At 74.2% G+C, this 22,550-nt stretch carries 18 protein-coding genes; 10 read left to right on the forward strand and 8 right to left on the reverse strand.

Annotation, left to right across the window (positions count from 1 at the left end; genetic code table 11):
• Window positions 1–139: 139 nt before the first annotated feature.
• The 3 genes from ABZ793_RS04350 to ABZ793_RS04360 all read left to right on the forward strand — a co-directional run bounded on the left by ABZ793_RS04350 (window position 140) and on the right by ABZ793_RS04360 (window position 6,990).
• Entirely contained in the window at window positions 140–2,194 is a 2,055-nt protein-coding gene (locus ABZ793_RS04350; RefSeq protein WP_357451709.1) for a hypothetical protein, read from the forward strand.
• 210 nt (window positions 2,195–2,404) lie between these two features.
• Window positions 2,405–4,462, forward strand: coding sequence for a DNA topoisomerase IV subunit B (locus ABZ793_RS04355; protein WP_350706572.1), 2,058 nt, complete (start codon window positions 2,405–2,407; stop codon window positions 4,460–4,462).
• 38 nt (window positions 4,463–4,500) lie between these two features.
• Window positions 4,501–6,990, forward strand: a complete 2,490-nt coding sequence (locus ABZ793_RS04360; RefSeq protein WP_357451712.1) for a DNA topoisomerase IV subunit A — start codon at window positions 4,501–4,503, stop codon at window positions 6,988–6,990.
• 158 nt (window positions 6,991–7,148) lie between these two features.
• Here the strand turns inward: ABZ793_RS04360 and ABZ793_RS04365 are convergent, their stop codons facing one another.
• The 4 genes from ABZ793_RS04365 to ABZ793_RS04380 all read right to left on the reverse strand — a co-directional run bounded on the left by ABZ793_RS04365 (window position 7,149) and on the right by ABZ793_RS04380 (window position 12,219).
• On the reverse strand, window positions 7,149–8,495 hold the full coding sequence (locus ABZ793_RS04365) for a solute carrier family 23 protein (protein ID WP_357451715.1): 1,347 nt from the start codon (window positions 8,493–8,495) through the stop codon (window positions 7,149–7,151).
• 267 nt (window positions 8,496–8,762) lie between these two features.
• The gene (locus ABZ793_RS04370) at window positions 8,763–9,986 is read right to left on the reverse strand and encodes a glycosyltransferase family 2 protein (RefSeq protein WP_357451718.1); all 1,224 of its coding nucleotides are present in this window, start codon (window positions 9,984–9,986) and stop codon (window positions 8,763–8,765) included.
• On the reverse strand, window positions 9,928–11,487 hold the full coding sequence (locus tag ABZ793_RS04375) for a glycosyltransferase family 39 protein (RefSeq protein WP_357451721.1): 1,560 nt from the start codon (window positions 11,485–11,487) through the stop codon (window positions 9,928–9,930). Before ABZ793_RS04375 ends, ABZ793_RS04370 begins: the two co-directional genes overlap by 59 nt.
• Before the next feature lie 96 nt (window positions 11,488–11,583).
• The gene (locus ABZ793_RS04380; protein WP_357451724.1) at window positions 11,584–12,219 is read right to left on the reverse strand and encodes an alpha-ketoglutarate-dependent dioxygenase AlkB; all 636 of its coding nucleotides are present in this window, start codon (window positions 12,217–12,219) and stop codon (window positions 11,584–11,586) included.
• A gap of 166 nt (window positions 12,220–12,385) precedes the next feature.
• Between ABZ793_RS04380 and ABZ793_RS04385 the strand changes: the two genes are divergently transcribed.
• The 7 genes from ABZ793_RS04385 to ABZ793_RS04415 all read left to right on the forward strand — a co-directional run bounded on the left by ABZ793_RS04385 (window position 12,386) and on the right by ABZ793_RS04415 (window position 17,921).
• A complete protein-coding gene (locus tag ABZ793_RS04385) occupies window positions 12,386–14,347 on the forward strand; it encodes a hypothetical protein (protein WP_357451727.1) in 1,962 nt (653 codons plus the stop codon).
• A gap of 63 nt (window positions 14,348–14,410) precedes the next feature.
• A complete protein-coding gene (locus ABZ793_RS04390; protein ID WP_357451730.1) occupies window positions 14,411–14,926 on the forward strand; it encodes an HAD domain-containing protein in 516 nt (171 codons plus the stop codon).
• A 113-nt stretch (window positions 14,927–15,039) separates the two neighbouring features.
• Window positions 15,040–15,606: an NUDIX hydrolase gene (locus ABZ793_RS04395; protein WP_357451733.1), complete on the forward strand. Its 567-nt coding sequence runs from the start codon at window positions 15,040–15,042 to the stop codon at window positions 15,604–15,606.
• Between the two features lie 230 nt (window positions 15,607–15,836).
• Window positions 15,837–16,988 carry a helix-turn-helix transcriptional regulator gene (locus ABZ793_RS04400; protein ID WP_357451736.1) on the forward strand — a complete coding sequence of 384 codons (1,152 nt, stop codon included), beginning with the start codon at window positions 15,837–15,839 and terminating at the stop codon, window positions 16,986–16,988.
• Window positions 16,989–17,359: 371 nt separating this feature from the next.
• A complete protein-coding gene (locus ABZ793_RS04405) occupies window positions 17,360–17,536 on the forward strand; it encodes a hypothetical protein (protein ID WP_357451739.1) in 177 nt (58 codons plus the stop codon).
• The gene (locus ABZ793_RS04410) at window positions 17,533–17,751 is read left to right on the forward strand and encodes a hypothetical protein (RefSeq protein WP_357451742.1); all 219 of its coding nucleotides are present in this window, start codon (window positions 17,533–17,535) and stop codon (window positions 17,749–17,751) included. The genes ABZ793_RS04405 and ABZ793_RS04410 overlap by 4 nt, the downstream gene beginning before the upstream one ends.
• Window positions 17,748–17,921, forward strand: coding sequence for a hypothetical protein (locus ABZ793_RS04415; protein WP_357451744.1), 174 nt, complete (start codon window positions 17,748–17,750; stop codon window positions 17,919–17,921). Before ABZ793_RS04410 ends, ABZ793_RS04415 begins: the two co-directional genes overlap by 4 nt.
• Before the next feature lie 31 nt (window positions 17,922–17,952).
• Here ABZ793_RS04415 and ABZ793_RS04420 read toward each other — a convergent pair whose 3' ends face one another.
• The 4 genes from ABZ793_RS04420 to ABZ793_RS04435 form a co-directional block, all read right to left on the reverse strand.
• Entirely contained in the window at window positions 17,953–19,005 is a 1,053-nt protein-coding gene (locus tag ABZ793_RS04420; protein ID WP_357452314.1) for a spore coat protein, read from the reverse strand.
• Window positions 19,002–19,724, reverse strand: a complete 723-nt coding sequence (locus tag ABZ793_RS04425; RefSeq protein ID WP_357452317.1) for a glycosyltransferase family protein — start codon at window positions 19,722–19,724, stop codon at window positions 19,002–19,004. The genes ABZ793_RS04420 and ABZ793_RS04425 overlap by 4 nt, the downstream gene beginning before the upstream one ends.
• A gap of 92 nt (window positions 19,725–19,816) precedes the next feature.
• Entirely contained in the window at window positions 19,817–21,712 is a 1,896-nt protein-coding gene (locus ABZ793_RS04430) for a class I SAM-dependent methyltransferase (protein WP_357451747.1), read from the reverse strand.
• On the reverse strand, window positions 21,702–22,544 hold the full coding sequence (locus tag ABZ793_RS04435; RefSeq protein ID WP_350685080.1) for a hypothetical protein: 843 nt from the start codon (window positions 22,542–22,544) through the stop codon (window positions 21,702–21,704). Before ABZ793_RS04435 ends, ABZ793_RS04430 begins: the two co-directional genes overlap by 11 nt.
• Window positions 22,545–22,550: the final 6 nt, after the last annotated feature.

The following is a 22,550-nucleotide window of genomic DNA, read 5'->3' on the forward strand; positions in this document are numbered from 1 at the left end:
GATGTGACAGCTATGGACACCGGTCGAAGCCCGTCTCTACAGTTCCGGCGTCCGGCTTTCTACTTCCACGGGGGTTGCGGTGGCCGTCGGCCGCTCGATGCACGCTGTCCAAGTCCAGAAACGATCCGTACGCCGCCTGATGGCTGGCGGGCTCGCGGCGGCGCTCGGCGCCACCGTGCTGGCCCCGCCCGTGTCGGCCGCGTCGCCGGCCGCCGCCGGTACGGGCGCCACCACCGAGGCCGCGCGGGCCGCCGCAGCGGCCGAGCGGACCGGCCAGCGGGTGGAGGTCCTCTCCGCCCGCACCGAGTTGACCCAGGTCTTCGCCAAGCCCTCCGGCGGCTTCGTCGTCGAGACCGCTGCCGTCCCGCAGCGGGTGCGTCAGACCGACGGGTCCTGGGCCGACGTCGACCTCACCCTGCGCCGCGACGGCGCGGGCGGGTTCCGTCCGGCGGTCTCCCCGGCCGACGTGCGGTTCTCGGCCGGCGGTCGCGGCCCGGCCACCACGCTGACCAGCGGCGGCAAGTCCCTGACCCTCGCCTGGCCGGGGGAGTTGCCCGCGCCGGTGGTCAGCGGGGACGCCGCCACCTACCCGGAGGTGCTGCCCGGCGTGGACCTGGTGCTCCGGGCCACCCGCACCGGCTTCACCCATGTGCTCGCGGTGAAGACCCCGCAGGCGGCCGCGAACCCGGCCCTGCGGGAGATCCGCTTCGACCTCGGCGGCGACGTGCGGGTCCGGCGCGACGCCGACGGCTCGCTGCGGGCGCTGGCCGGGGCGGCCGAGGTGGCACGCAGCGCGCCGGCCGAGATGTGGGACTCGACCACGGCCTCCGCCACCGGCCGGTCGGCCGCGGGGAAGTCCTCCGCCGCGGGCCCCGGCGTGGGGGCCCGGACGGCGCCGGTCGCCACCGCGATCGACGCCGCCGGCGACCTGGTGCTGCGCCCCACGCCGGGCCTGCTCGACCCGGCCAACGCCAGCTTCCCGGTCTACATCGACCCGGCCTGGTCCGCGGGCGCGTCCCGCTGGGCGTACGCCACGAACAACAACTCCACCAACAGCGACCTCACCGCCGCCCGGGTCGGCAAGGACTCGGGGACCGGCGTCATCTACCGCTCCTACTTCGAGTTCCCCATCTCCGCCCTCCGGGGCAAGCACATCGAGTCCGCCTACGTGCAGATGAGGCTGGACCACTCCTTCTCCTGCGGCGACACGCCGACCTACATGTACCGGTCGGCCGGGATCGCCAGCACCCCCCGCACGGCGTGGGCGCCGACGCTGAGCACCCTGCAGGCGTCCGCCAGTTCGCACGCCAACGAGAGCGGCGGCTGCATCGACGGGCCCCAGCCGGACATGACGGTCAACTTCACCGGCAGCGGCGTCACCGCCGGGCTCAGCAGCGCCCTCACCAGCGGCATGACGGCGATCACCTACGGTTTCTGCGCGTGCAGCGACTCGTCCGGAACCGGTGAGAGCACCCTGGACCGTTGGAAGAAGTTCATCCCCGCCAACGCGAAACTGGTGGTCGACTACGACTCCCTGCCCGGCCAGCCGACCGGCCTGCAGGTCGGCGGGCAGGCCTGCGTCACCGGCGGTCGGGTCGCCCTCGCGACCCCGCCGACCCTGTCGGCCGTCTTCCCCGACGAGGACGCCGGCCAGACCCTGCAGACCGCGTACGAGCTGCTGGAGATCCCGGCCTCGGGCAGCTACGACAGCAGCACGCCGCGGCTGACCCCGCCGGCCGGCTCGGCGGTGACCGCCGGCGCCCGCTCCACCACGGCGCCCGTGGCGGGCGTCAGCGGCGGCAAGTCGTACGCGTGGCGCGCCCGCAGCACCGACCCCGCGCCGTACGGCCTGCTCAGCCCCTGGTCGGCGTGGTGCGAGTTCACCGTCGACGACAACGCCCCGACGGTGACCGTCGACCCGGTCACCAACCCCGCCCCGCCCGGCCAGTTCTACACCTACAAGCTCCGCTCGCCCGACTCCGACGTGGTGACCTTCCGCTACGGCTGGACCAGCCCGCCCACGGAGGAGGCGGAGGCCGGCACCACGCTCGGCTACCCCGGGAAGACCGCCTCCGTGACGCTGACCACCCCGGCGTACGGCACGAACACCCTGTACGTGGCGGCCGTGGACAGTGCCGGGAACGTCGGGTACGGCTCCCTTGTTGTCCAGGTGGACCCGCCCGCGGCCGGCTGACCCGCGAACCGGTCACGGCGCCGCCGGGCGCCGGATCCGGACAGAGCACGCGACGACGCCGCCGAGGCCCGCACCATACGACGTGGTGCGGGCCTTGCTGCGGGGCGCCGTCGTCCTGTCGCATCTCCCGGTTAGGCTCGCTGCGGCGCGCCGGCCGACCGCCGATGTCGGACGCGGCACCACACCGCCGAGACCTGGGAGTACGACCAGTTGACCGCAGAGCCTGAGACCCTGTACGGGGCCGACGACCTCACGCACCTCGAGGGGCTGGACGCCGTCCGCAAGCGGCCCGGCATGTACATCGGCTCCACCGACAGCCGTGGCGTGGGTCACCTCGTCAACGAGATCCTCGACAACTCCACCGACGAGGGCGTCGCCGGCCACGCCTCGAAGGTCGAGGTGACGCTGCACGCCGACGGCTCTGTCCAGGTCGACGACGACGGGCGGGGCATCCCCACCGACGTGCACGCCAAGTCCGGCATCTCCGGCGTCGAGCTGGTGCTGACCCGGCTGCACGCCGGCGGCAAGTTCGGCGGCTCCGGCTACAAGACCTCCGGCGGTCTGCACGGCGTGGGCGCCTCGGCGGTCAACGCCCTGTCCCGCCGGTTCGACGTCACGGTCCGCCGGGGCGGCAAGATCCACGCGATGTCGTTCCGGCACGGCGTGCCGGGGATCTTCGACGGCGACGGCCCCGAGGCGGCCTTCACCCCGGGCCCCGGGCTCCAGATCGTCGGCGCGATGAAGCGCGGCCAGCGCACCGGCACCTCGATCCGCTGGTGGCACGACGCGCGCTACTTCGAGACCGGCGCCGCGCTGGACGCGGACGCCGTCCGGATGAAGCTGCGCAACACGGCCTTCCTGGTCCCCGGCGTGAGCTACACTCTGCGCGACCACACCGGCGAGGAGCCGACCGAGGAGCGCTTCCACTACCCCAACGGCCTGACCGACATGGTGGAGTTCCTCGCCCCGGCCGGCGACCGGCCGGTCTCCGGCACGCTGCTGGTCACCGGCGAGGGCACCTACCGGGAGAACGCCGCCGACGCCAACGGCGTCATGCAGTCCAACGTGCAGCGGCGGGCCGAGGTCGAGGTGGCCTTCCGCTGGGGCACCGGCTACGAGCGCACCGTCGAGTGCTTCACCAACACCATCCGCAACGCCCACGGCGGCACCCACCGCAAGGGCTTCGAGCGGGCCCTGGCACGCACCCTCGCCGACGCGGTCCGCAACACCCGTGGCCTGCTGAAGGCCAAGGAGGACCCGCCCACCCTGGACGACGTCCTGGAGGGCATGACGGCGGTCGTCCACGTCCGGATCCCGGAGCCGCAGTTCACCTCGCAGACCAAGGACGAGCTCTCCACGGCCGGCATCACCAAGGTCATGCAGTCGTTGGTCGAGCAGCACCTGAAGTCCTGGCTGGAGGACCGGAGGACCAAGGCCGAGGCGCGCACGGTCCTGCAGAAGATCGTCGACGCGGCCCGGGTGCGGCTGACGCAGAAGCAGCAGAAGGACGCCGCCCGGCGCAAGACCGCCCTGGAGGGCGCGTCGATGCCGGCCAAGCTGGTCGACTGTCGCGCGGCGGGCATCGAGCGCAGCGAGCTGTTCATCGTGGAGGGCGACAGCGCCCTCGGGACAGGTCGACTTGCCCGGTCTGCCGAATACCAGGCGCTTCTTCCGATCCGGGGCAAGATCCTCAACGTGCAGAAGGCCAACCTCCAGCAGGTGCTCGACAACGCCGAGTGCGCCGCCATCGTGCAGGTGCTCGGCGCCGGCTCCGGCCGCACCTTCGACCTCTCGGCGATGCGGTACGGCCGGGTGCTGATCATGGCGGACGCCGACGTGGACGGCGCGCACATCCGCACCCTGCTGATCACGCTCTTCGCCCGCTACATGCGGCCGCTGATCGAGGCCGGCCGGCTCTACGCGGCCATGCCGCCCCTGCACAAGATCACCACGAAGGGGCGCAACCCGCAGACGATCTACACCTACACCCAGGCCGAGATGGAGGCGACCGTCCGCAAGCTGGAAAAGGCCGGCAAGCAGATCGTCACCCCGATCCCGCGCTTCAAGGGTCTCGGCGAGATGGACGCCGACGAGCTGTGGGAGACCACGATGAACCCGGCCACCCGGGCGGTCCGCCGGATCACCCTCGACGACGTCGACGCCGCCGAGCGGATCCTCGAGCTGCTGATGGGGGAGAAGGTCGAGCCGCGCCGCAACTGGCTGATCGACTCCGCCGACCGGGTCGACCGCGAGGCGATCGACGCATGACCAGGCCCGCCACCACCCGTCCGGAAGAGAGCTGACCGATGGCACGCCGCAAGGACGACCGCGCCAAGGTGGACCTGTCCGCCTTCGACCAGGCCGGCGCGCGGGTCTTCGACAACCCGCTGGTCACCGAGGTCTCCGACTCCTACCTGGAGTACGCCTTCTCGGTGATCCACTCGCGGGCTCTGCCCGACGCCCGCGACGGCCTCAAGCCGGTGCACCGGCGCATCCTCTGGTCAATGTACGAGCAGGGGCACCGCCCCGACCGGGGGCACGTGAAGTCCGCCCGCATCGTCGGCGACGTGATGGGCAAGTACCACCCACACGGCGACACCGCGATCTACGACGCGATGGTCCGGCTCGCCCAGGACTTCTCGCTCAACGCTCCGCTCATCGACGGGCACGGCAACTTCGGCAGCCCGGACGACGGGCCGGCGGCGGCGCGCTACACCGAGGCCCGGATGTCGCGGGAGGCGATGTTGCTCGTCGGCGAGCTGGGCGAGGACACGGTCGACGTGGAGCCGAACTACGACGGCTCCCTGACCCAGCCCACCGTGCTGCCGGCGGCCTTCCCCAACCTGCTGGTCAACGGCGCGTCCGGGATCGCGGTCGGCATGGCGACGAACATGATCCCGCACAACCTCGGCGAGGTGGTCTCCGCCGCCCGCTGGCTGATCAACCACCCGGACGCCACGCTGGACAAGCTCATGGAGTTCGTCCCCGGGCCCGATCTGCCCACCGGTGGCCTGCTGCTCGGGCTCGACGAGGTGCGCCGTGCGTACGAGACCGGGCGCGGCGTGGTCCGCATGCGGGGCCGGGTGGAGATCGGCCCGCTGGAGGGCAGCCGGGGCCGGCAGGCGATCACGGTCGTCGAGCTGCCGTACGGCGTCGGCGCGGAGAAGGTCATCGCCGCGATCACCAACGAGGTCAACAAGACCAAGCGGCTCACCGGCATCGCCGACGTCAAGGACCTCACCGACCGGGAGAGCGGCACCCGCCTGGTCATCGAGTGCAAGGTCGGGGTCAACCCGCAGGCCCTGCTCGCCGACCTCTACCGGCTCACCCCGCTGGAGCAGTCGTTCGGCGTCAACAACCTGGTGCTGGTCGACGGGCAGCCGCAGACCCTCGGGCTGAAGGCGCTGCTGGAGGTCTTCCTGGCCCACCGCTACGAGGTGGTGACCCGGCGCAGCTCCTACCGCCGCCGCAAGCGCGAGGAGCGGCTGCACCTGGTCGACGGTCTGCTGATCGCCCTGCTCGACATCGACAAGGTGGTCAAGCTAATCCGGGCCAGCGAGGACGCCCAGGCCGCCAAGGACGGCCTGATGCAGAAGTTCAGGCTCTCCGAGATCCAGGCCACCTACATCCTGGACACTCCGCTGCGCCGGCTGACCAAGTACGACCGGATCGAGCTGGAGGCCGAGCAGGAGAAGCTCCGCACGGAGATCGCCCAGCTCTCCACGATCCTCGACGATCCGAAGGTGCTGAAGAAGGTCGTCTCGGACGAGCTGGCCGCGGTGGTGAAGCAGTTCGGTGCCCCGCGCCGCACCACGCTGGTCGACGGCGACCTCAAGGAGGTGCTGGCCGCGTCCGTGCCGGCCGGCCCGCTGGAGGTCGCCGACGACCCGTGCCAGGTGATCCTGTCCGCGACCGGGCTGGTCGCCCGGACCGCGGCGGAGTCGGAGGAGGCGTCCGAGGGGCGCCGGCGGCACGGCCGCGTCAAGCACGACGCCGTACGCGCCATCGTCCACTCCACCGCCCGGGGGCGGGTGCTTCTGGTGACCAGCGCCGGCCGCGCGTTCAAGGTCGACGTGCTGCCGCTGCCGGTGCTGCCCGAGCAGGCCGGGACGGTGTCGCTGCGCGGCGGGATGGCGGCCGCCGAGCTGGTGCCGCTGGAGCCGGGGGAGACGGTGGTCGGGCTGGCGCCGCTGGGGCCGACGGCCGAGGGCTCACCGGGGCTGGCGCTGGGCACCCGGCAGGGCGTGGTCAAGGTCTGCGCGCCGGAGTGGCCTGTCCGCTCCGACGAGTTCGAGGTGATCGGCCTGCGTGAGGGCGACGAGGTGGTCGGGGCGACCTGGCTCACCGACGGGGCGGAGACGCTCACCTTCGTCACCTCGGAGGCGTCGCTGCTGCGCTTCTCCGCCGGGCTGGTCCGTCCCCAGGGTGTCAAGGGCGGCGGCATGGCGGGTGTCAACCTGCCGGCCGGCGCCCGGGTGGTCTTCTTCGGCGCGGTCCGCACCGACGACACGGGTCACGGCGAGCCGATGGTGGTCACCTCCACGGGAGCCACGGTGAAGGTGACGCCGTTCCAGGCGTACCCGGCGAAGGGGCGGGCGACCGGCGGGGTGCGCGCCCATCGCTTCCTCAAGGGTGAGACCGACGTGGTGGTCGCCTGGGTCGGGTCGCGTCCGGTGGGCGCGACCGCCACCGGCGAGCCGGTGGAACTGCCGGCGGCCGACCCGCGCCGCGACGGCTCCGGCTTCGCCGTCATGCTCGGCCCGACCGTCGTCGGCCACCAGGTCGAACGCGACTGACCCCCGGACCGGTCGAGGGGGACGGCTGCTGACGCACCCGTCCCCCTCGACCGTCCACCCTCCCGCCCCCACTTCCCGCGTCGATCATGAAGTTGTTGCCGCGACACGCCGGTGTCGAGGACAACAACCTCATGACCAACGGGCGCTCCGGGCCGGGGTCAGAGTTCGGGTTCGGGGGTGTGGCGGGGGGTGGGGGTGGTGCCGCGGAGGCGGGCCACCAGGCGCATGCCGTGGTAGACGACCAGGGCGGCGGCGGTACCCAGGGCGATGCCGTTGAAGGAGAGGTCGCCGGCGGTGAGGGTGTAGTTGGCCGCGCCGACGATCACCGCGACCGCCGCCGTCATCAGGTTCACCGGGTCGTGGAAGTCCACCCGGTTCTCGATCCAGATCCGGGCGCCGAGGATCGCGATGAGGCCGTAGAGGGCGGTGGTGGCGCCGCCGAGCACGCCGGCCGGCACGGTGAGGATCAGCGCGCCGAACTTCGGGCTGAGCCCCAGCAACACCGCCGCCACGCCGGCCACCCAGTACGCGGCGGTGGAGTAGACCCGGGTCGCGGCCATCACGCCGATGTTCTCCGCGTACGTGGTGGTGCCGGAGCCGCCGCCGGAGCCGGCGAGCACGGTGGCCAGCCCGTCGCCCAGGAACGCCCGGCCCATGTCCCGGTCCAGGTTGCGGCCGGTCATCGCGGCGACCGCCTTGACGTGCCCGGCGTTCTCGGCGATCAGCACCAGGATCACCGGGATCACCAGCACCACCGCGCGCAGGCCGAAGCTCGGCGCGTGGAACTCCGGCAGGCCGACCCAGGCGGCGTCCCGCAGCCCGTCGACCGCCTTCGGGTCCAGGTCGCCGAGCGCGGCGGCGAGCAGCCAGCCGACCAGCACACCCAGCAGGATGGACAGCCTGGCCAGGAAGCCCCGGAAGGCGACCGTGGCGAGCAGGATCGCGGCCAGGGTCACCACCGCGATCAGCGGCTGCGCCTTCACCCCGGTGCCGCTGCCGCCGCCGTCCCACGCGACCGGGGCCAGGTTCAGGCCGATCAGCGCGACGATCGCCCCGGTGACGACCGGCGGCATCAGCGCGTCGATCCAGCGCGACCCGGCGAGCTGAACGACCAGCCCGACGACGGCCAGCGCGACGCCGGCCACGACGATGCCGCCCAGCGCCGGGCCGATGTCCCCGCCGGCCTTCGCGGCCAGCACCGGCGCGATGAAGGCGAACGACGAGCCGAGGTACGAGGGCAGCCGGTTGCCGGTGATCAGCAGGAACAGCAGCGTGCCGAGCCCGGAGAAGAAGAGGGTGGTCGCCGGCGGGAAACCGGTGATCAGCGGCACCGTGAAGGTGGCGCCGAACATGGCCACGACGTGCTGCACGCCGACGCCGAGCGTGCGCGGCCAGGACAGCCGTTCGTCGGGGTGGACCACGTCGCCGGGGCGGATGGACCGGCCGTCGCCGTGGACCGCCCAGGCGGACCATCGGGAGCGCGGCTCGGTGGAGGACTTGGTCATGCGTCGCCCTTCGCGTCGTCAAGAGGTGACGGGGGCGCTGACGAAACCCAGGAGTCGTTTCTAGCAGAGCGCCGCCTCGCCCCGCCCGCCACCCCGGCCACCAGGCACGATCGGTCCCGCACCTGAGCCCTGTCATGCACACGATGCCGCTTTCGTCGGGGCGGAGAGCGGGAGATCGGCGGACCGGACCAGAGACGGGCCGAGGCCGGGGTGGCGCGGAGCGCCCGGAGGCCGACCGGAGCCGGCGGGCGGGGTGGGCGCGGCGGGTTATCTGCCGGTGAGGACCCGGTCGTGGTCGGGGCCGGACTGGCGGACGATCGCCGGTGCCGGATGCGTGGGGCGGAGCGTGAGCAGGCTGCCCACCAGGCCGGAGAAGAGCACGACCACGCCGAGCGCGATCGCGGTGGCCGAGGGGAGCACCACCCGCAGCGTGTCGTGCGGGTTCAGGTCGCCGAACCCGTCCAGCCCCCAGTAGGCGACCGCCCCGACGGTGCCGGCGACGCCGGCGACGAGCAGCAGCAGGCCGACGGTGACGCTGGTCTCCAGCCGCAGCAGACGGATCCAGCGGTCCGACGCGCGCCGCGGGACGAGCGCCTCCTGCCGGCCGTAGATCTCCGCGAGGCCACCGAAGAGCACGAGCTGCACCCCGACGAGCACCATCAGGCAGGCGTACACCAATGTGCTGACGTCGAGCCGGACCGGGCCGAGGGTCAGCGGGCCCGGGGTGAGCGCCCCCACGCCGGCCAGCCCGAGCGCGGTCAGCGCGGCGCCCGGCCTGACGAGGGTCTTGCGCGGCGCGAACACCAGCAGGAACCGCAGGTGCCGCCAGCCGTCCCGCCAGGTCCGCAGGTGCGGCGGGCGGGACCGGCCGTCCGGCGACAGGGTGGTCGGCACCTCGACGATGTCGTACCCGGCCAGCGCGGCACGCACCACCAGTTCGGAGGCGAACTCCATGCCCGGCATGCACAGCCCGAGCGCGCGGATCCGCTCGGCGTTGAAGCCGCGCATGCCACAGTGGAAGTCCCGAACCCCGCGCAGCCCGAACAGCCGCCGGCCGAGCCAGCTCAGGACCGGGTTGCCCAGGTAGCGGTGCAGGGGCGGCATGGCGCCCGGTGCGATGCCGCCCCGGAACCGGTTGCCCATCACCACGTCGTGCCCGGCGCGCAGCGCCTCGACGAACGGGCCGAGGTCGGCCAGCGCGTACGAGTCGTCGGCGTCGGCCATGATGACGTACCGGCCGCGCGCCTGGTCGATGCCGTTGAGCAGGGCGCCGCCGTAGCCGCGGATCGGGGCGGGCACCACCCGGGCGCCGGCCCGCTCGGCGATCTCCCGCGACCCGTCGGTGGACCCGTTGTCGGAGACCAGCACCTCCCCGACGACCCCGCACTCCCGCAGCGAGCGCAGCGCCTTGCGGACGCAGACCTCCAGCGTCTCAGCCTCGTTGAGGCACGGCAGCAGCACCGTGACCTCGATCTCCCGTTCCTTTGTCATGCTTCCCGTCGCTCTCTGCCGTGGTGGGCGCGGGGTGGTCCGGCTCGTTGTCGGTCGGGGTGGGCCGGTTCGGCTCGCTGTCGGCCGGCGCGGGCCGGCCCGTCGGATGAGGTGTCGACCGCAGCCGCTGCCAGCCGAGAGCGGCGGCGATCGGGAGAAACGCCAGGGCCGGCAGGCCGTAGCGGTGGTCAAACATCGACGTGGCCACCGAGAAGACCATGATCCCGAGGCCGATGCCGGCGTACAGCAGGGCGATCAGGCTCAGCCGCAGCCGGCCCCGGCGCGGCCACACCGCACCGACCAGCGCGATCAGCACCATGGCGGCCAGGACCGGCGGCGGGGTGACCCCGTACCGGCCGTAGCCGTGCAGGAAGCGGCTGGCCGCGTTCGGCTCGACGTCCCGCGACGGCGCCGGTTTCCACTCGTAGCCGGGGCTGGCGGTGCGCGGCACGCAGTCGTAGTCGGCCGCCCAGTCGGTCGGCGCCGGCTGCGGTCGCCACAGGCCGGCCAGGCACGACTCGGTCGGCGCGAGGGGGCTCGGCCAGAAGTAGCGCGCGGTGTCCGACGCCACGGCGGCCAGGTAGTCGCCGGGCTGCTGGCGGAGCACCTCCCGGGCGAACTCGTCGAGGTCCTCGGGGCGTTCGGCGTCGCGGATGGGGCTGTCCCGGTTCCAGATGAACCAGTCGGGCCGGGCGGGGCGCTGGTCCAGCGGCTGCGTCGGGCAGAGCTTGCGCAGCCCCGGCCGCAGTTCCAGCCGGTCACAGTCGGCGATCTGCGCGGTCCGTCCGTAGAGGAACTTCCCGCCCTCCATCCCGAGCGCGCCCTTGACGGTGCCGATGCCGGCGAAGGCGGCGCCGAAGAACACGACGACGCCGAGCAGGTACGCGGCGGGTGCCCGCCAGCCGCGCCACGACACGAGGAGGAACAGCAGCAGGGCGCCGAGGGCGACCACGCCGGTGGGTCGGGTCGCCATGCCCAGCGCGACGGCGACGCCCGCGCCCAGCGCGGCGAGCGTCCCGGGCCGTTCCCGGCGGACCAGCAGCAGCGCGGCGAGGGCCAGCGCGGTGGTGAACAGCGTCTCGGTGAGCAGGTACTGCTCCAGCGTGAGCTGGGTGGCGTCGAGCAGGATCGGCGTCGCGGCGAGCGTGGCCGGCCAGGGGCCGACGCCCAGGCGGCGCAGCAGCAGGTAGGCCGCGACGCCAAGGGCGAGCCCGGCGAGGTGCTGCAGGGCCACCACGGAGGCGACGGTGCCGGTCCACTCGAAGCCCCTGAGCAGCCACGGGTACGTCCACCGGGCCGGCATGTCCGGCCACTGTGCGGAGAGCCGGAGGTACGTGCCGGAGTCGCCCTGGAACCACAGCGCGGGCGGGTACGCCGCCATCATCGTGATTCGCAGCGCGAGCCCGGCGGCGAGCACGACGAAGAACCCGACGTGGCGACGCAACAGGGCGGGGAGGGAGCGAGCGCCGGCCCGCCGTGCGGCCGGGCGTCCAACGAGCACGGAAGAAGCTCCAGGAGGCAGCGGAGAGTGATTGAGTGGTCACGCTAACACGGTGATCGGTGGCGGTGGGTGCATCGACCCGGACCCGAGGGCGGCTCAGGCGACGCCGGCGGGTCGGAACTGGACGCTGACCCGGGGCCCGACGGGGCGGGCGGTCTTCGGCACCGCGTGCTCCCAGGTGCGCTGGCAGGAGCCGCCCATCACCACGAGGTCGCCGTGCCCGAGCGGGAAGCGCAGGCTGTCGCCGCCGCCCCGGGGACGCAGCAGCAGCGCGCGTGGCGAGCCGAACGAGACGATGGCGACCATCGTGTCGGTGTGCGCGGAGCGGCCCTGGGTGTCGCCGTGCCAGGCGACGCTGTCCCGGCCGGAGCGGTAGAGGCACATGCCGGCGGTGACGAAGGGCTCGCCGAGCTCGGGGGCGTAGTGCCGGGTGAGCGCGGCGCGCGCCTGCGTGAGCAGCGGGTGCGGCAACGGCCGGTGGCCGGAATACCAGCACAGCAGCCGCGGTACGTCGACCTCGGCGTCGTACATCGTGCGGCGCTCGGCCCGCCACGGCACGTCCCGCAGCAGCGTGTCGAAGACCTGGTCGGAGCCGGCGACCCAGCCGGGGAGGTGGTCGACCCACGCGCCCCGGGTGAGCGGGTGCCGGCGCAGCCGGCCGGCCAGCGGACCCAGCGACGGCCCCGCGTCGGTCAGGTCCAGCATCGACGGCTGGTAGGCGGCCCCGGTCATCCGCCCAGCCTACCGCCCCGATTGGCACAGGTGTACGACGCAGGGGATCTCGTTGCCCGCCCGTCACCTGGCGCACACGTCGGCGTCGCCCGGCGTCGGCGGGCCGCCCCTACCGTGAGGCGGCTCCGTCCGGGCCCGGGCGGGCCGCGCGCCGAGGAGACGACCAGTGCAGAGCAGTTCCACCCGCGTGCCGGTGGCGCCCCGCCCGGCGGCCCCGCCGCAGGCGACCCCGGTCGGCCCGGCCCGCCGGGCCGCGGTCGCCGCCGGTTGGCTCGCCGCCGCCTGGGTCGTCCCGGTGCTGGCGTACGCGCTGGGCGTGGCCGCCGTGCTCCCGCCGCTCGTGCTCGTGCTGACGGCCGCGCTGCTGCGGGTCGGGCGCACCCTGCTGGACCGGCTGGTGCTGGCGACGGCGCTGCTGCTCGGGGCGCTCTGCGCCGCCGCCCTGCTCTTCTCGGTCTGGCCGTGGGGCCTGCACCCGGTCCCGGTGGCCGGCACGGCGCTGACCGTGCTGCTCGGCCTCGCCCTGGTCACCGGGGTCCGGCCGCGCCTGCCCCGCCCGGTGGCGGCCGACGCGGCGCCGGTCGTCGCGGCGGCGTTGGCGACCCTGGCCCTGGCCTGGCCCTACCTGCGCGCCGACGGACTGGCCGGCCGGCTCGCGTACGCGATGACGGGCGAGGACAACAGCCGGCACCTGGCCGCGGTGGAGGGCATCCGGGCGGTCGGCGGCTACCTGTTCAGCGACCCGGACGGCGCGGCCCGGATCGCACCCGAGGCGATGGTCTGGTACCCGCAGGGCTTCCACGTGACGGCCGCGCTGCTGGACGGCTTCCTGCGCTCCTCGACCGCGCCCGGCTCGGCGACGAGCACCCTGGACCACTACCTCGGCTGGTCGCTGGCCGCGTACGCCCTGCTGGTGCTCGCGGTGCTCTGGGCCGCCGCGCGGATCGCCGGCCGACTGCTCGACCCGCTGCGCGCCGCCGCCCTGGCCGGCGCGGTCACCGCGCTCGCCCTGGACTCGGAGCTGGCCCGCTTCGTGGTGTACGGCTACCCGGGGGAGAGCCTCGGCCTGGCGCTGACCGCGATCCTGGTCGCGCTGGTGTGCCGCCCGGTGGCCCGCACCGGCACCCAGCTCTGCCTGCTCGGGGCGCTCTGCGTCGGGGTCGGGTTCGCGTACCTGATGTTCCTGCCGATGGTCGGGGCGCTGGTGCTGGCCTGGCTGGTCCGGCACCGGCGGGCGGTGCGCCGGCGGCCCTGGCTGGCCGGCGTGGTGGCCCTGGCCACGGCCGTGCTCACGCCGCTGCCGAGCGTGGCGGGCCTGCTCTTCACCGACCAGGTCGACAACGCCGCCACCGGCGGCGGCGTCTTCCCGCGCTACGACGCCTACCTGGCGCTGACCGGCGTGGTCGCCGCGGGGCTGCTCGCCGGCGGCCTGCGGCTGCCGGTGTGGCGCCGGTACGCGGGCGCCCTGGCCGCGGCGCTGGCCTTCGCGGCCGGCTTCCACCTCTGGTTCGCCCTGCAGGGCACCGACCCGCGTTACTACTACGGCAAGACCCTGCACCTGCTGCTGGTGGTGCTGTTCGTCGGGGTGGGCGCGGTGTTCCTGCTGCGGCCGGTCCCGTGGCGCGCGCGGCGGCAGCCGGGCCGGTCCGGCGCGGTCGCCCGGGTGCTCGTGGCGCTGTCGCTGGTGGCGGCGACGGTCGGAGTGGCCGGTGTGGCGCGCGGTGGCGGGATCTTCGCCCAGCCGTTCGGCGCCCGGACCACCACCTGGGCGGCGGCCTGGTGGTCGGGCCTGCTGGACCGGCCGAGGCAGGCCGACGTGACCGTCCGCGCGCTGGCCCACGCGCCGGTACGCGCGGGCGAGGTCACGGTCGTCGTCAGCGAGCACCGGCGGGAGGGCTACCTGGAGACGCTCTTCCTGGCCACCCTCCAGGGCACCCACGGCGACTCCGCGCCCGCGTTCTACAACCTGCCGCTGTCGGAGCCGGCCCGCTCGGCGGCCCTGGTCGAGCAGGAACGGCGGCCGATCCGCTTCCTCGCCACCGGGCCGGAGGCCGCGGCGGTCGTCGAGCGGCTCCTCGCCGAGCGCCCGGAGCTGCGCTCCCGCATCACCCTCGAACTGCTGCACTGACGGCGTCGCCTTTCCGCACCGCTTGAGGCTGGCCGGCACGCGCGACTCCGTATCCTGAGGACCGTGGCGCGCGACCTCCCGTTGCTACTGCTGGACGTGGACGGTGTCCTGAATCCGTTCGCGGGGGACCAGTGCCCGGTCAGCTACCAGGAGTTCCAGTTCTTTCCGGGGGAGGCTCCGGTACGGCTGTGCCCAGCTCACGCGGATTGGCTCCGAGACCTGGGCGAACGGTTCGAGATGGTGTGGGCCACCGGGTGGGGCGCGGAAGCGAACCGGCTCCTCGCGCCGGTACTGCGTCTTCCGCAACTGCCGGTCATCAGCCTTCCGTCGGGCCCGTTCGAACCGCGCGAGAAGGTGCCCGCCGTGGCCGCGTACGTCGGCTCACGTCCGGTGGCCTGGATCGATGACGCGCTGACGACGGAGGCGCGGGCATGGGCCGAAGCCCGTGCGGCACCCACCCTCCTTGTCGATATCGACCCTGCCGAGGGGCTGAGCCTGGCTGTGGTCCGCCGGCTGCTCGCCTGGTCGCAGGGCTTGCCGAATCCGACTGATTCCCCGAGGCGACGACAGCAGGGCTGACAGCATTTGGCCCAGAAGAGGAGACCCACGTCGGACGGGTGCGGTCAATGCCCCGAGGCCGGGGCCCGGACGGACGACGCCGGACAACCCGCACAGAACCGGATACTGGTCGGGTGGCGGAGGAGCAGGTTACCGAGTTGACCAGGTGGACGATTCATGGCGAGCGGGTCGTGGACGACAGCCGGCGGGCGCGGTTGAGCATCGCTGACGTGGAACTGCCGGACGGTGTCAGGTTCGAGCAGTACGTGATTCGGGCGCCCCGGTCGGCGATGGTCGCCGTCCTCGATGAGCAGGAGCGCCTGTTGCTGATGCGGCGGCATCGGTTCGTGTTCGACCGGTGGGTGTGGGAGCTGCCCGGTGGCTACGTCGATGACGAGGAGCAGCCGGCGGAGTGCGCGGTCCGGGAGGTCGAGGAGGAAACCGGTTGGCGTCCGGCTGCCGTGGAACCGTTGCTGTCGTTCCAGCCGTGGGTGGCGACCGCGGACGCGGAGAACCTGCTGTTCCTTGCCCGAGGCGCGGAGCACATCGGCGCTCCCGTGGATGTCAACGAGGCCGAGCGGGTGGCGTGGATTCCGTTGGAGGAGGCGCGGGATCTGGTGTCGCGGGGTGAGATCGTGGGCGCCGGCACGGTGATCGCGGTGTTGGAGCTGGTCGCGCGAAAGGCCCGGCGCGAGCTGTAGTCAGCGGCGTTGGCCGAGGGCCGCGTTGACGGGGGTGTTTCGCGTTCCGGGAGACTGCTCTTCTCGATCCAGCCTGCCAGCGGGGCTGGTGGCGGTCTGTGAAGCGCCATCGGTCAGGGGTACCGTCGGTGGCGGCGCGGTTGCCGGTTGTCGTGCTCGGCTGCCCGCCGCACTGACCGCTGTCCGAGGAGATGGCTGTGCCTCGCCGAGCCATACCCGCTGATCCGTCCGTGGGCGACCGCATCCGGGCCCGTCGCGAGTTGCGTGGCTGGAGCATCCGGTACGCCGCGAGCCGCGCGGGCATCTCGCATACGACGTGGTCGCGTATCGAGCGCGGTGTCCAGCGTACGGATCGGTACATGGTGGTCGACCTGGCTGCCGCCCTGGAGTGCTCGGTGTTCGACCTGACAGGGCAGTCGTACACGCCTGCTGACCGGCAGCTTGATGGTGCGCGTATCGACGCCGAACGGGTGTGGCGGATGATGATGGCCCACCCGTTTGCCGCGCCGCCGGTCGTCGGGGCCGCCACTGTGGAGCAGGTGGCCCGGGAGTCGGCGTTGGTGCGCGATCTGTACGGCCGATGTGAATACGCCGGAGCCCTGCGTCGGCTGGTGGATCTGCTGCCCGCCCTGCACGGGGTGACCGATCAGCGGGCGGCGTACCGGTTGATGGTGCCGGTGTACGGGGTGGCGATGGGTTCGTTGCTGAACATCGGCTACGCGGCCCACGCCTGGTTGGCCGCCGAACGGTGTGCCGAGGCGGCGCACCTGCTCGACGACCCGGTTGCGGTGGGGGTGGCGGCGGCGAACCGCGCCCGGGTTTCGGCATACACCGGCGCGTACGGTCCGGCCCGGGCGTACTGCGACCGGGCCGGGGCGGACCTGGACGGCAGTGGCGCGGCCACGGCGTTGGACGTGCTCGGGTTCCTGCACCTGGCCCGCGCGCATCACCTCGCTGGCATGAAGGACCAGACTGCGGCCGAGGATCACCTCGCCGAGGCGGCCCGGATCGCCGCGCACACCGGCGAGACGACGAGCTGGGACCTGGCGTGGGGGCCGCGCAACGTGGCGTTGTGGCGGATGGCCTACCAGCTCGACACGGGGCGCCCGCAGGGGGCGTTGCGGACAGCCGCCGGAGTGGTCGCAGCCGAGTTGCCGGCGGTGCGTCAGGTGTACTTCTGGCTGGACATGTCCCGCGCGGTGGTGGCGGCCGGCCGGGAGCGAGACGCGGTGCGGATGCTGCTCGCCGCCGAACGGGTCGGTCCGCAGCACGCCCGGTCGTCGACGGCTGCGCGGGAGATCGCGCGTGGGCTGCTGCGTCGAGGGCTCGTCTCCACCGAGCTGCGGGGCCTGTGCGAGCGCATGGGGGTCTTCAGCCATTAGTGGTGCGTAGGTGTTCCATCACGCACCGTGCCGTCCATAACGTCCCGATCAGGACGCGGCGGCAGGAAGCGCCTGCTTTGCCGGTCGTGTCCGATGGGTGGCGGCGGTGTCAACCCTGGTGCGATGCCTGACGTCTGCGCTGCCGTTCGCCACCCTCCCCTCCCCGACAGAGGAAAGGCGGAACCGGTGGCGATGTGGTCCGAGCTGTGTGGCATCGTGCGGTGGCTACTGCGACGGCCTGACTCGCACCCGCCGTCGGGCGTCGGCCAGCGCCACGAGGCCGCCGAACAGGCAGCCGCGCAGCGGCGGTTGCTCGACCAGGCGGAGCGGCTGCGGGACAACCGTGGCGACTGGCCGGCAGGGACAGCCAGGTGAACGACCAGGAACTGGCGATCCTCGCGGCTCATGTCCACGGACTCGACGGAATGTGCATCGGGTGCCGGGCGTGGTGGTCGCGGCTGGTGCCGTACCCGTGCTGGCAGATGGACTGGGCGACCAGCCGGCAGGCCCGGGCGATCATGGCCCGCTTCCTGGAGGTTGAAGCGTGACCACCCACGGCCCGGTGTTGCCGATCTGGAGCTGCGGCGGGTGCGGCGCGCCCTGGCCCTGCCGGACCCGTCGCCAGGAGTTGCGGGCGGAGTTCGCGGACGTCCCGATGTCGCTGGCGCTGTACATGGGGGCGCAGTTCGTCCGCGCCGCCGAGGATCTGACCTGGGCTCCGGCCGGCACCCTGCACCGACGCTTCCTCGGCTGGACCCGGTGAGCATCCTGCGGGCCGGCGACGAGAAGTTCCACTACAGCGACGGCTCCCACAAGTGGATCCCGCCCGACCCGGACTACGACCAGGAGGTCTGGGACGAGCAGGTCCGCCAGCACAAGCGGGGCCACCTGAGGAACGAAAGGCCGAAGGTGCGCATCCAACGCCTCGTCTGACACCAGCGGCGCCGACGGCTCCCCTCCGGGATCAGGCCGGCGTGGCGGCGAGGGCGGCGAGCACCGCGTCGGCCACCCGGCCCCGGCCCAGGCCGTCCACGGTGGACCAGGCGCGGGCGGAAAGTGCGGCGCGGCGTTCCGGGGAGGCGAGCAGCCCGGTGAGGGTCCGGGCGGCGGCGGCCCGCGCCGCCCGCCCCGGCACCCCGGCGGCGGCCAGCTCCGGCAGCTCGCCGAGGCCGGCGACGAGACCGTGCGCGACCACCCGCTGGTACGACTCCCGCTGGTTGTCCACCACGCAGACCAGCGCGGACGGCGCGCCGAGGCAGCACAGCTCCCAGGTCGACGTGCCGGCCGCGCTCACCACCAGGTCCGCCGCGCCGATCAGCGCGGGCAGCTCGTCGGTGGGCGGCACCGGGCGCAGCGACTGCCCCCGCCCCGGCGGCACCGCCGCCAGTTCCGCCTCCACCTCGGGGCGGCCGACCACGACGGTGAGGTCCATCGGGTGCCCGGTGGCCAGCAGCACCCGGGTCAGCACCGGGGCCGCCCCGACCGCGTCGGTGCCGCCGAAGAACGCCAGCACCCGGGGCCGGCCCACCGCCGTCGCGGGCCGGGGCGCCGCCGGCCGGGCGGCCACCACCGAGTCCCGCAGCAGGGCGTACGCGGTGCCGGCGAGCAGCCGGCCGGCCGGCGCGACGGTCGCCGCGCCGAAGTTCTGGTCCAGGTAGAGGTCGGCGTCCTGCCCCCGGGTGTCGCCGTCGACGACGGCCAGGGTCAGCACGCCCGCCGCGCGCAGCGCGCCCGCCCCGGCCGGGTCCAGCTCGTAGGAGTCGAGCACCAGCACGTCCAGCGCGTGCCGGCGCGCGGTCGCCACCAACTCCTGCGGGGTCTCCGGGCCGGGGTGCAGCGGGATGCCACGGGCGGCCAGTTGCGCGCCCGCCCAGCCGACCCGCTCGACGGTGCCGAACATCTCGACCGAGGCTCCCCGGGCGAGGAACTCCTCGCCGAGGGCGAGACAGCGGACCAGGTGCCCGACGCCGCGCCGCGGCCCGGCGTCGCAGCGCAGTCCGACGCGTACGGTGCTCAGGACTCCTCCAGCCGCTTCTGTCGTACGCCGGCGTTGACGGCGCGCAGCGCCGGTTGCCCGTCGAGCCAGTCGGCGAGCTTGGCCAGCGGCACGCTGACGTCCCCGAAATGGTCGGTCACCGCCCGCACCAGGGTCCAGTCGGCCTCGGTGTCGAGCGTGAGCCGCAGGTCCGACCGGTCCGGGGTGAGCGTCACCCCGAGCACCCGGAACAGCTCCGGACGGGAGTACGCGTACGAGGTCACGTGCACCCGGTGGTGGTCGGTGGCGAGCCGGTCCAGCGTCCGCAGCGTGTCCGCCCGGACGATCTCGACGTCCAGGCCCCGGGGGAGGGTGCGGGCGATGGACGTGCTGGCGTAGTCGAGCCCGGGCACCGCGCGCCAGACCGCCGCGACCAGCGCAATGATCTCGGGGTCGAGCAGCGGGCAGTCGGCGGTGAAGCGCATCACCGCGTCGCCGGGGTGGGCGTCCAGCGCGCCGACGAAGCGGGTGAGCACGTCGTCGACGGGGCCCCGGTGCCACGCCACGCCCAGCCGGTCGCACTCGGCCACCACCGCGTCGTCGGCGGGCTCGGTGCTGGTGGCGACGACCAGGTCGGCGAGGACGGCGCTCTCCCGCGCGGCCCGCACCACCCGGCCGAGGACGCTGCGCCCGGCGAGCGGCCGGAGCACCTTGCCGGGCAGCCGGGACGAGCCCATCCGGGCCTGCACGACGCCCACGATCCGTGGGCCGGTGCCGGTCTTGCCCGCCGTCGACCGGGAGGCGGTGCCGGTCGGGCCGGGCGCCGCCGGGATGCCGGCGGTCGGTGTGTCGGTCACTGGTTCTCCTCGGGCTTCGGGGCGAGGGCCTGCCGGGCCCGGCGCTTGGCCGCCCGGGCACCCCGCTTCGCGATCCGCGCCGGGGCGATGGCCAGCCGGCCCACCCGATAGCTGAGCGAGCCGCTGAGCAGGTGGATCGTCGCGTCGGCGCGGCGCAGCGCCCGCTCCCGCGAGGTGAGCAGTTCCTCGGTCCACTTGAGCAGCGCGGCCAGCCGGGTCAGCTCCTCGCGCTGGCGCAGCCACGCCTCCCGCAACTGCTGGTAGCTGCGACTGCCGATCGGCGGGTCGGTCGGCTCGACGGCCCGCAGTTCGGTGGCGAGGGCGACGCGCCCGTCGGCGTCCAGCCCGTGCAGGGCGGCGGCGATCGCCGCCTCGGCCTCCACGGCCGCGGCGACGGTCGGCCGGTCCAGGTCGTGGCCGGCGACGCCGCCGAGCACCACGGTCAGGCCCGCCACGTCCAGCGTGGACGTCCACGGGTGGGCGTATCCGCCGGTGAGCAGCTCGGCGGCGAAGCGCCACAGGCTCCGGGCGAGCACCACGTCCACGGCGAGCGGTTCGGCGGCCCGCCAGCTCGGGTCGAGCACCGCGTAGGCGTCCCCGGCCACGACGACGTTGTCCACGCTGGCCAGCCCGAACGGGCCGGCGAGCCGGCCGTCGGCGTCGACCTGCCCGGCGAGCCAACGCGCGTACCCGCGCAGGAGCCGGCGCAGCGCGTCCGTGTCCCGCCGCAGGCAGCCGTCCAGCAGCAGGGTGCGCAGCAGGCGCCCGTCCGGCACCGACCCGGTGAGCGCCCCCGGGTCCCGGTACGCGGCCAGCCGGCTGGCGAACGGCGCCGCCGGCCCGCCCCGGGTCTCCGCCCTGGCGGCCCGCCACCGCCAGCCGTCCGGGGCGTCGACCACCTCGACCACGCCGGCCCCGGGCGGCCCGGTCTGCACCAGCGCCACGGGCAGGTCGACGCGCCCCCGGACGGCCGGGTCCACGCGGGCCGGGCCTGCGGCGGCGGGGTCCGCGCCGGCCGGGTCCGCAACAGCCGGGTCCGCAACAGCCAGGTCCGCGCCGGCCGGGTCGTCGGACTTGCGGGCGAGCACCAGCCAGGCCGGCGCCAGCTCGCCCGCCCGGCCGGCGTGCAGCGCGTCGACCGCGAGCCGGGCCGGGTCCTGGAGCACCGTGTCCCGGGCGCCGGCGCGGGAGCACGCGCCGTGCAGCGCCGCGTCGAGGAACCCGGACGTGGTCCGTCGAGCCAATGCGCCCGTGTCGACCAGCGCGGTCGGCGCCGCCGGGTGCGGGTACGCGGCGAAGCAGGCGTCCGCGCGCAGTCCCCGGGCGCCCAGCCGCCCGCGCAACTGCTCCAGGTTGGCCGGGCGGTCCGCGTCGAGCACCCCGCCGATCGCCCAGGCGGAGTCGTCACGCCCGGCGTACCAGGGAGGGGTGGCGACGAGCCGGTGCAGGCCGAGCGGGTTGTCCAGGCGCAGCAGCAGCACGCCGCCGGGACGCAGCGCCGCCGTCAGCCGGTCGAGCACGCCGGCCCAGCCGAGCCGCGTCCCCTCCACCGACTCGACCGCGTCCAGGCCGGCGCCGGCGATCACCACGTCGAACCGCTCGCCCGCCGGCAGCCCGGCCGGGCCGGCCACCACGACCTGCGCGGCGCGCTCGGCGAGGGCGACCCCGTCGGGGTGGCTGCGCAGCAGGCAGGTCACCTCGGCGTGTGCCAGCCGGTCGAGCAGCGCGGGGTCGTGCGGCCCGGCCAGCAGCACCCGCGCGCCGGCCGGCACCACGCGGGCGGCCAGCGCCGCCAGCGGCCCGCCCTCGGCCAGGCGCTCCGCCGGCAGGTCGGACCAGGCCAGCATCTCCCCGCCCGGCAGCGCGATCCGCGGCGCCGTCTCAGTCGTCACTCTTCTCCTCCTGGAGGTTCGCCCACCCGAGCAGCTCGCGCAGCTCGGCCGGCGTGCAGCGGTGGTCGGTGCCCAGCTCGGCGCGGGCGATCGAGACGGCGGTGGGCAGGTCCACCTGTTCGCCGTGCAGCTCCGGCCACTGGCGGCGGATCCGGGCGGTCCCGCCGAAGGTGGGGTCCTCGTCCGCGAGCACCATCGGGTCGCCGTACACGGCCGGCTCGCAGCCGGCGGCGATGCCGTAGAAGATGGCGCTGGTCAGCCGGTTCGACGCCACCCGCCGGTGCCGGCGCAGCTCGGTGAGCTGCTTGTCGAGGAAGAGCGGATCGGTGTCCTTCCACCAGTGGCCGCGGTAGCCGTGGCAGATCACCCGGAAGCCGGCGTTCTCGTAGAGCCGGCGCACCCGGCGCATGCCGTACTCGTGCCAGTAGAGGCAGACGGTGACCGGGCCGGGCTCGGTGTCCCGGATGCGGGCGATCAGCTCCCGGTGGTCGCCCCGCACGTGCTGACCCTCCCAACCGTGGAACGGGTACCAGATGGTGCCCTCCCGCTCCGACTCCGGCGGGTCCTCCGGCCGCATGGCCAGCAGGTACGCGAAGGGCGCCCCGATGACGGTCACGTTGCGCCGCCCCACCGACCAGGCCCGCCGCCGGGTCTGCTCCGACCACAGCAGGCTCGGGGTCCGCTCGGCGTACGGGTGGCCGGGGGCGAGGCCGTCGCCGATGTTCCAGCCGTGCTGGACGTACCCGTTGATCCGGGGCGGATGGCCGTCGCCCAGCCCGGCGTAGCGGGCCAGCACGTGGGCGTGGCCGTAGAAGTGGTTCGCGTGGTGCATCGGGTC

The organism is Micromonospora sp. NPDC047465 (assembly GCF_040643125.1).
Classification (GTDB): domain Bacteria; phylum Actinomycetota; class Actinomycetes; order Mycobacteriales; family Micromonosporaceae; genus Micromonospora.

Coding starts and splice junctions, on each gene's coding strand:
- ABZ793_RS04350 (WP_357451709.1), top strand. CDS start 140: ATGGCTGGCGGGCTCGCGGCGGCGCTCGGCGCCACCGTGCTGGCCCCG.
- ABZ793_RS04360 (WP_357451712.1), top strand. CDS start 4,501: ATGGCACGCCGCAAGGACGACCGCGCCAAGGTGGACCTGTCCGCCTTC.
- ABZ793_RS04365 (WP_357451715.1), bottom strand. CDS start 8,495: ATGACCAAGTCCTCCACCGAGCCGCGCTCCCGATGGTCCGCCTGGGCG.
- ABZ793_RS04370 (WP_357451718.1), bottom strand. CDS start 9,986: ATGACAAAGGAACGGGAGATCGAGGTCACGGTGCTGCTGCCGTGCCTC.
- ABZ793_RS04380 (WP_357451724.1), bottom strand. CDS start 12,219: ATGACCGGGGCCGCCTACCAGCCGTCGATGCTGGACCTGACCGACGCG.
- ABZ793_RS04435 (WP_350685080.1), bottom strand. CDS start 22,544: ATGCACCACGCGAACCACTTCTACGGCCACGCCCACGTGCTGGCCCGC.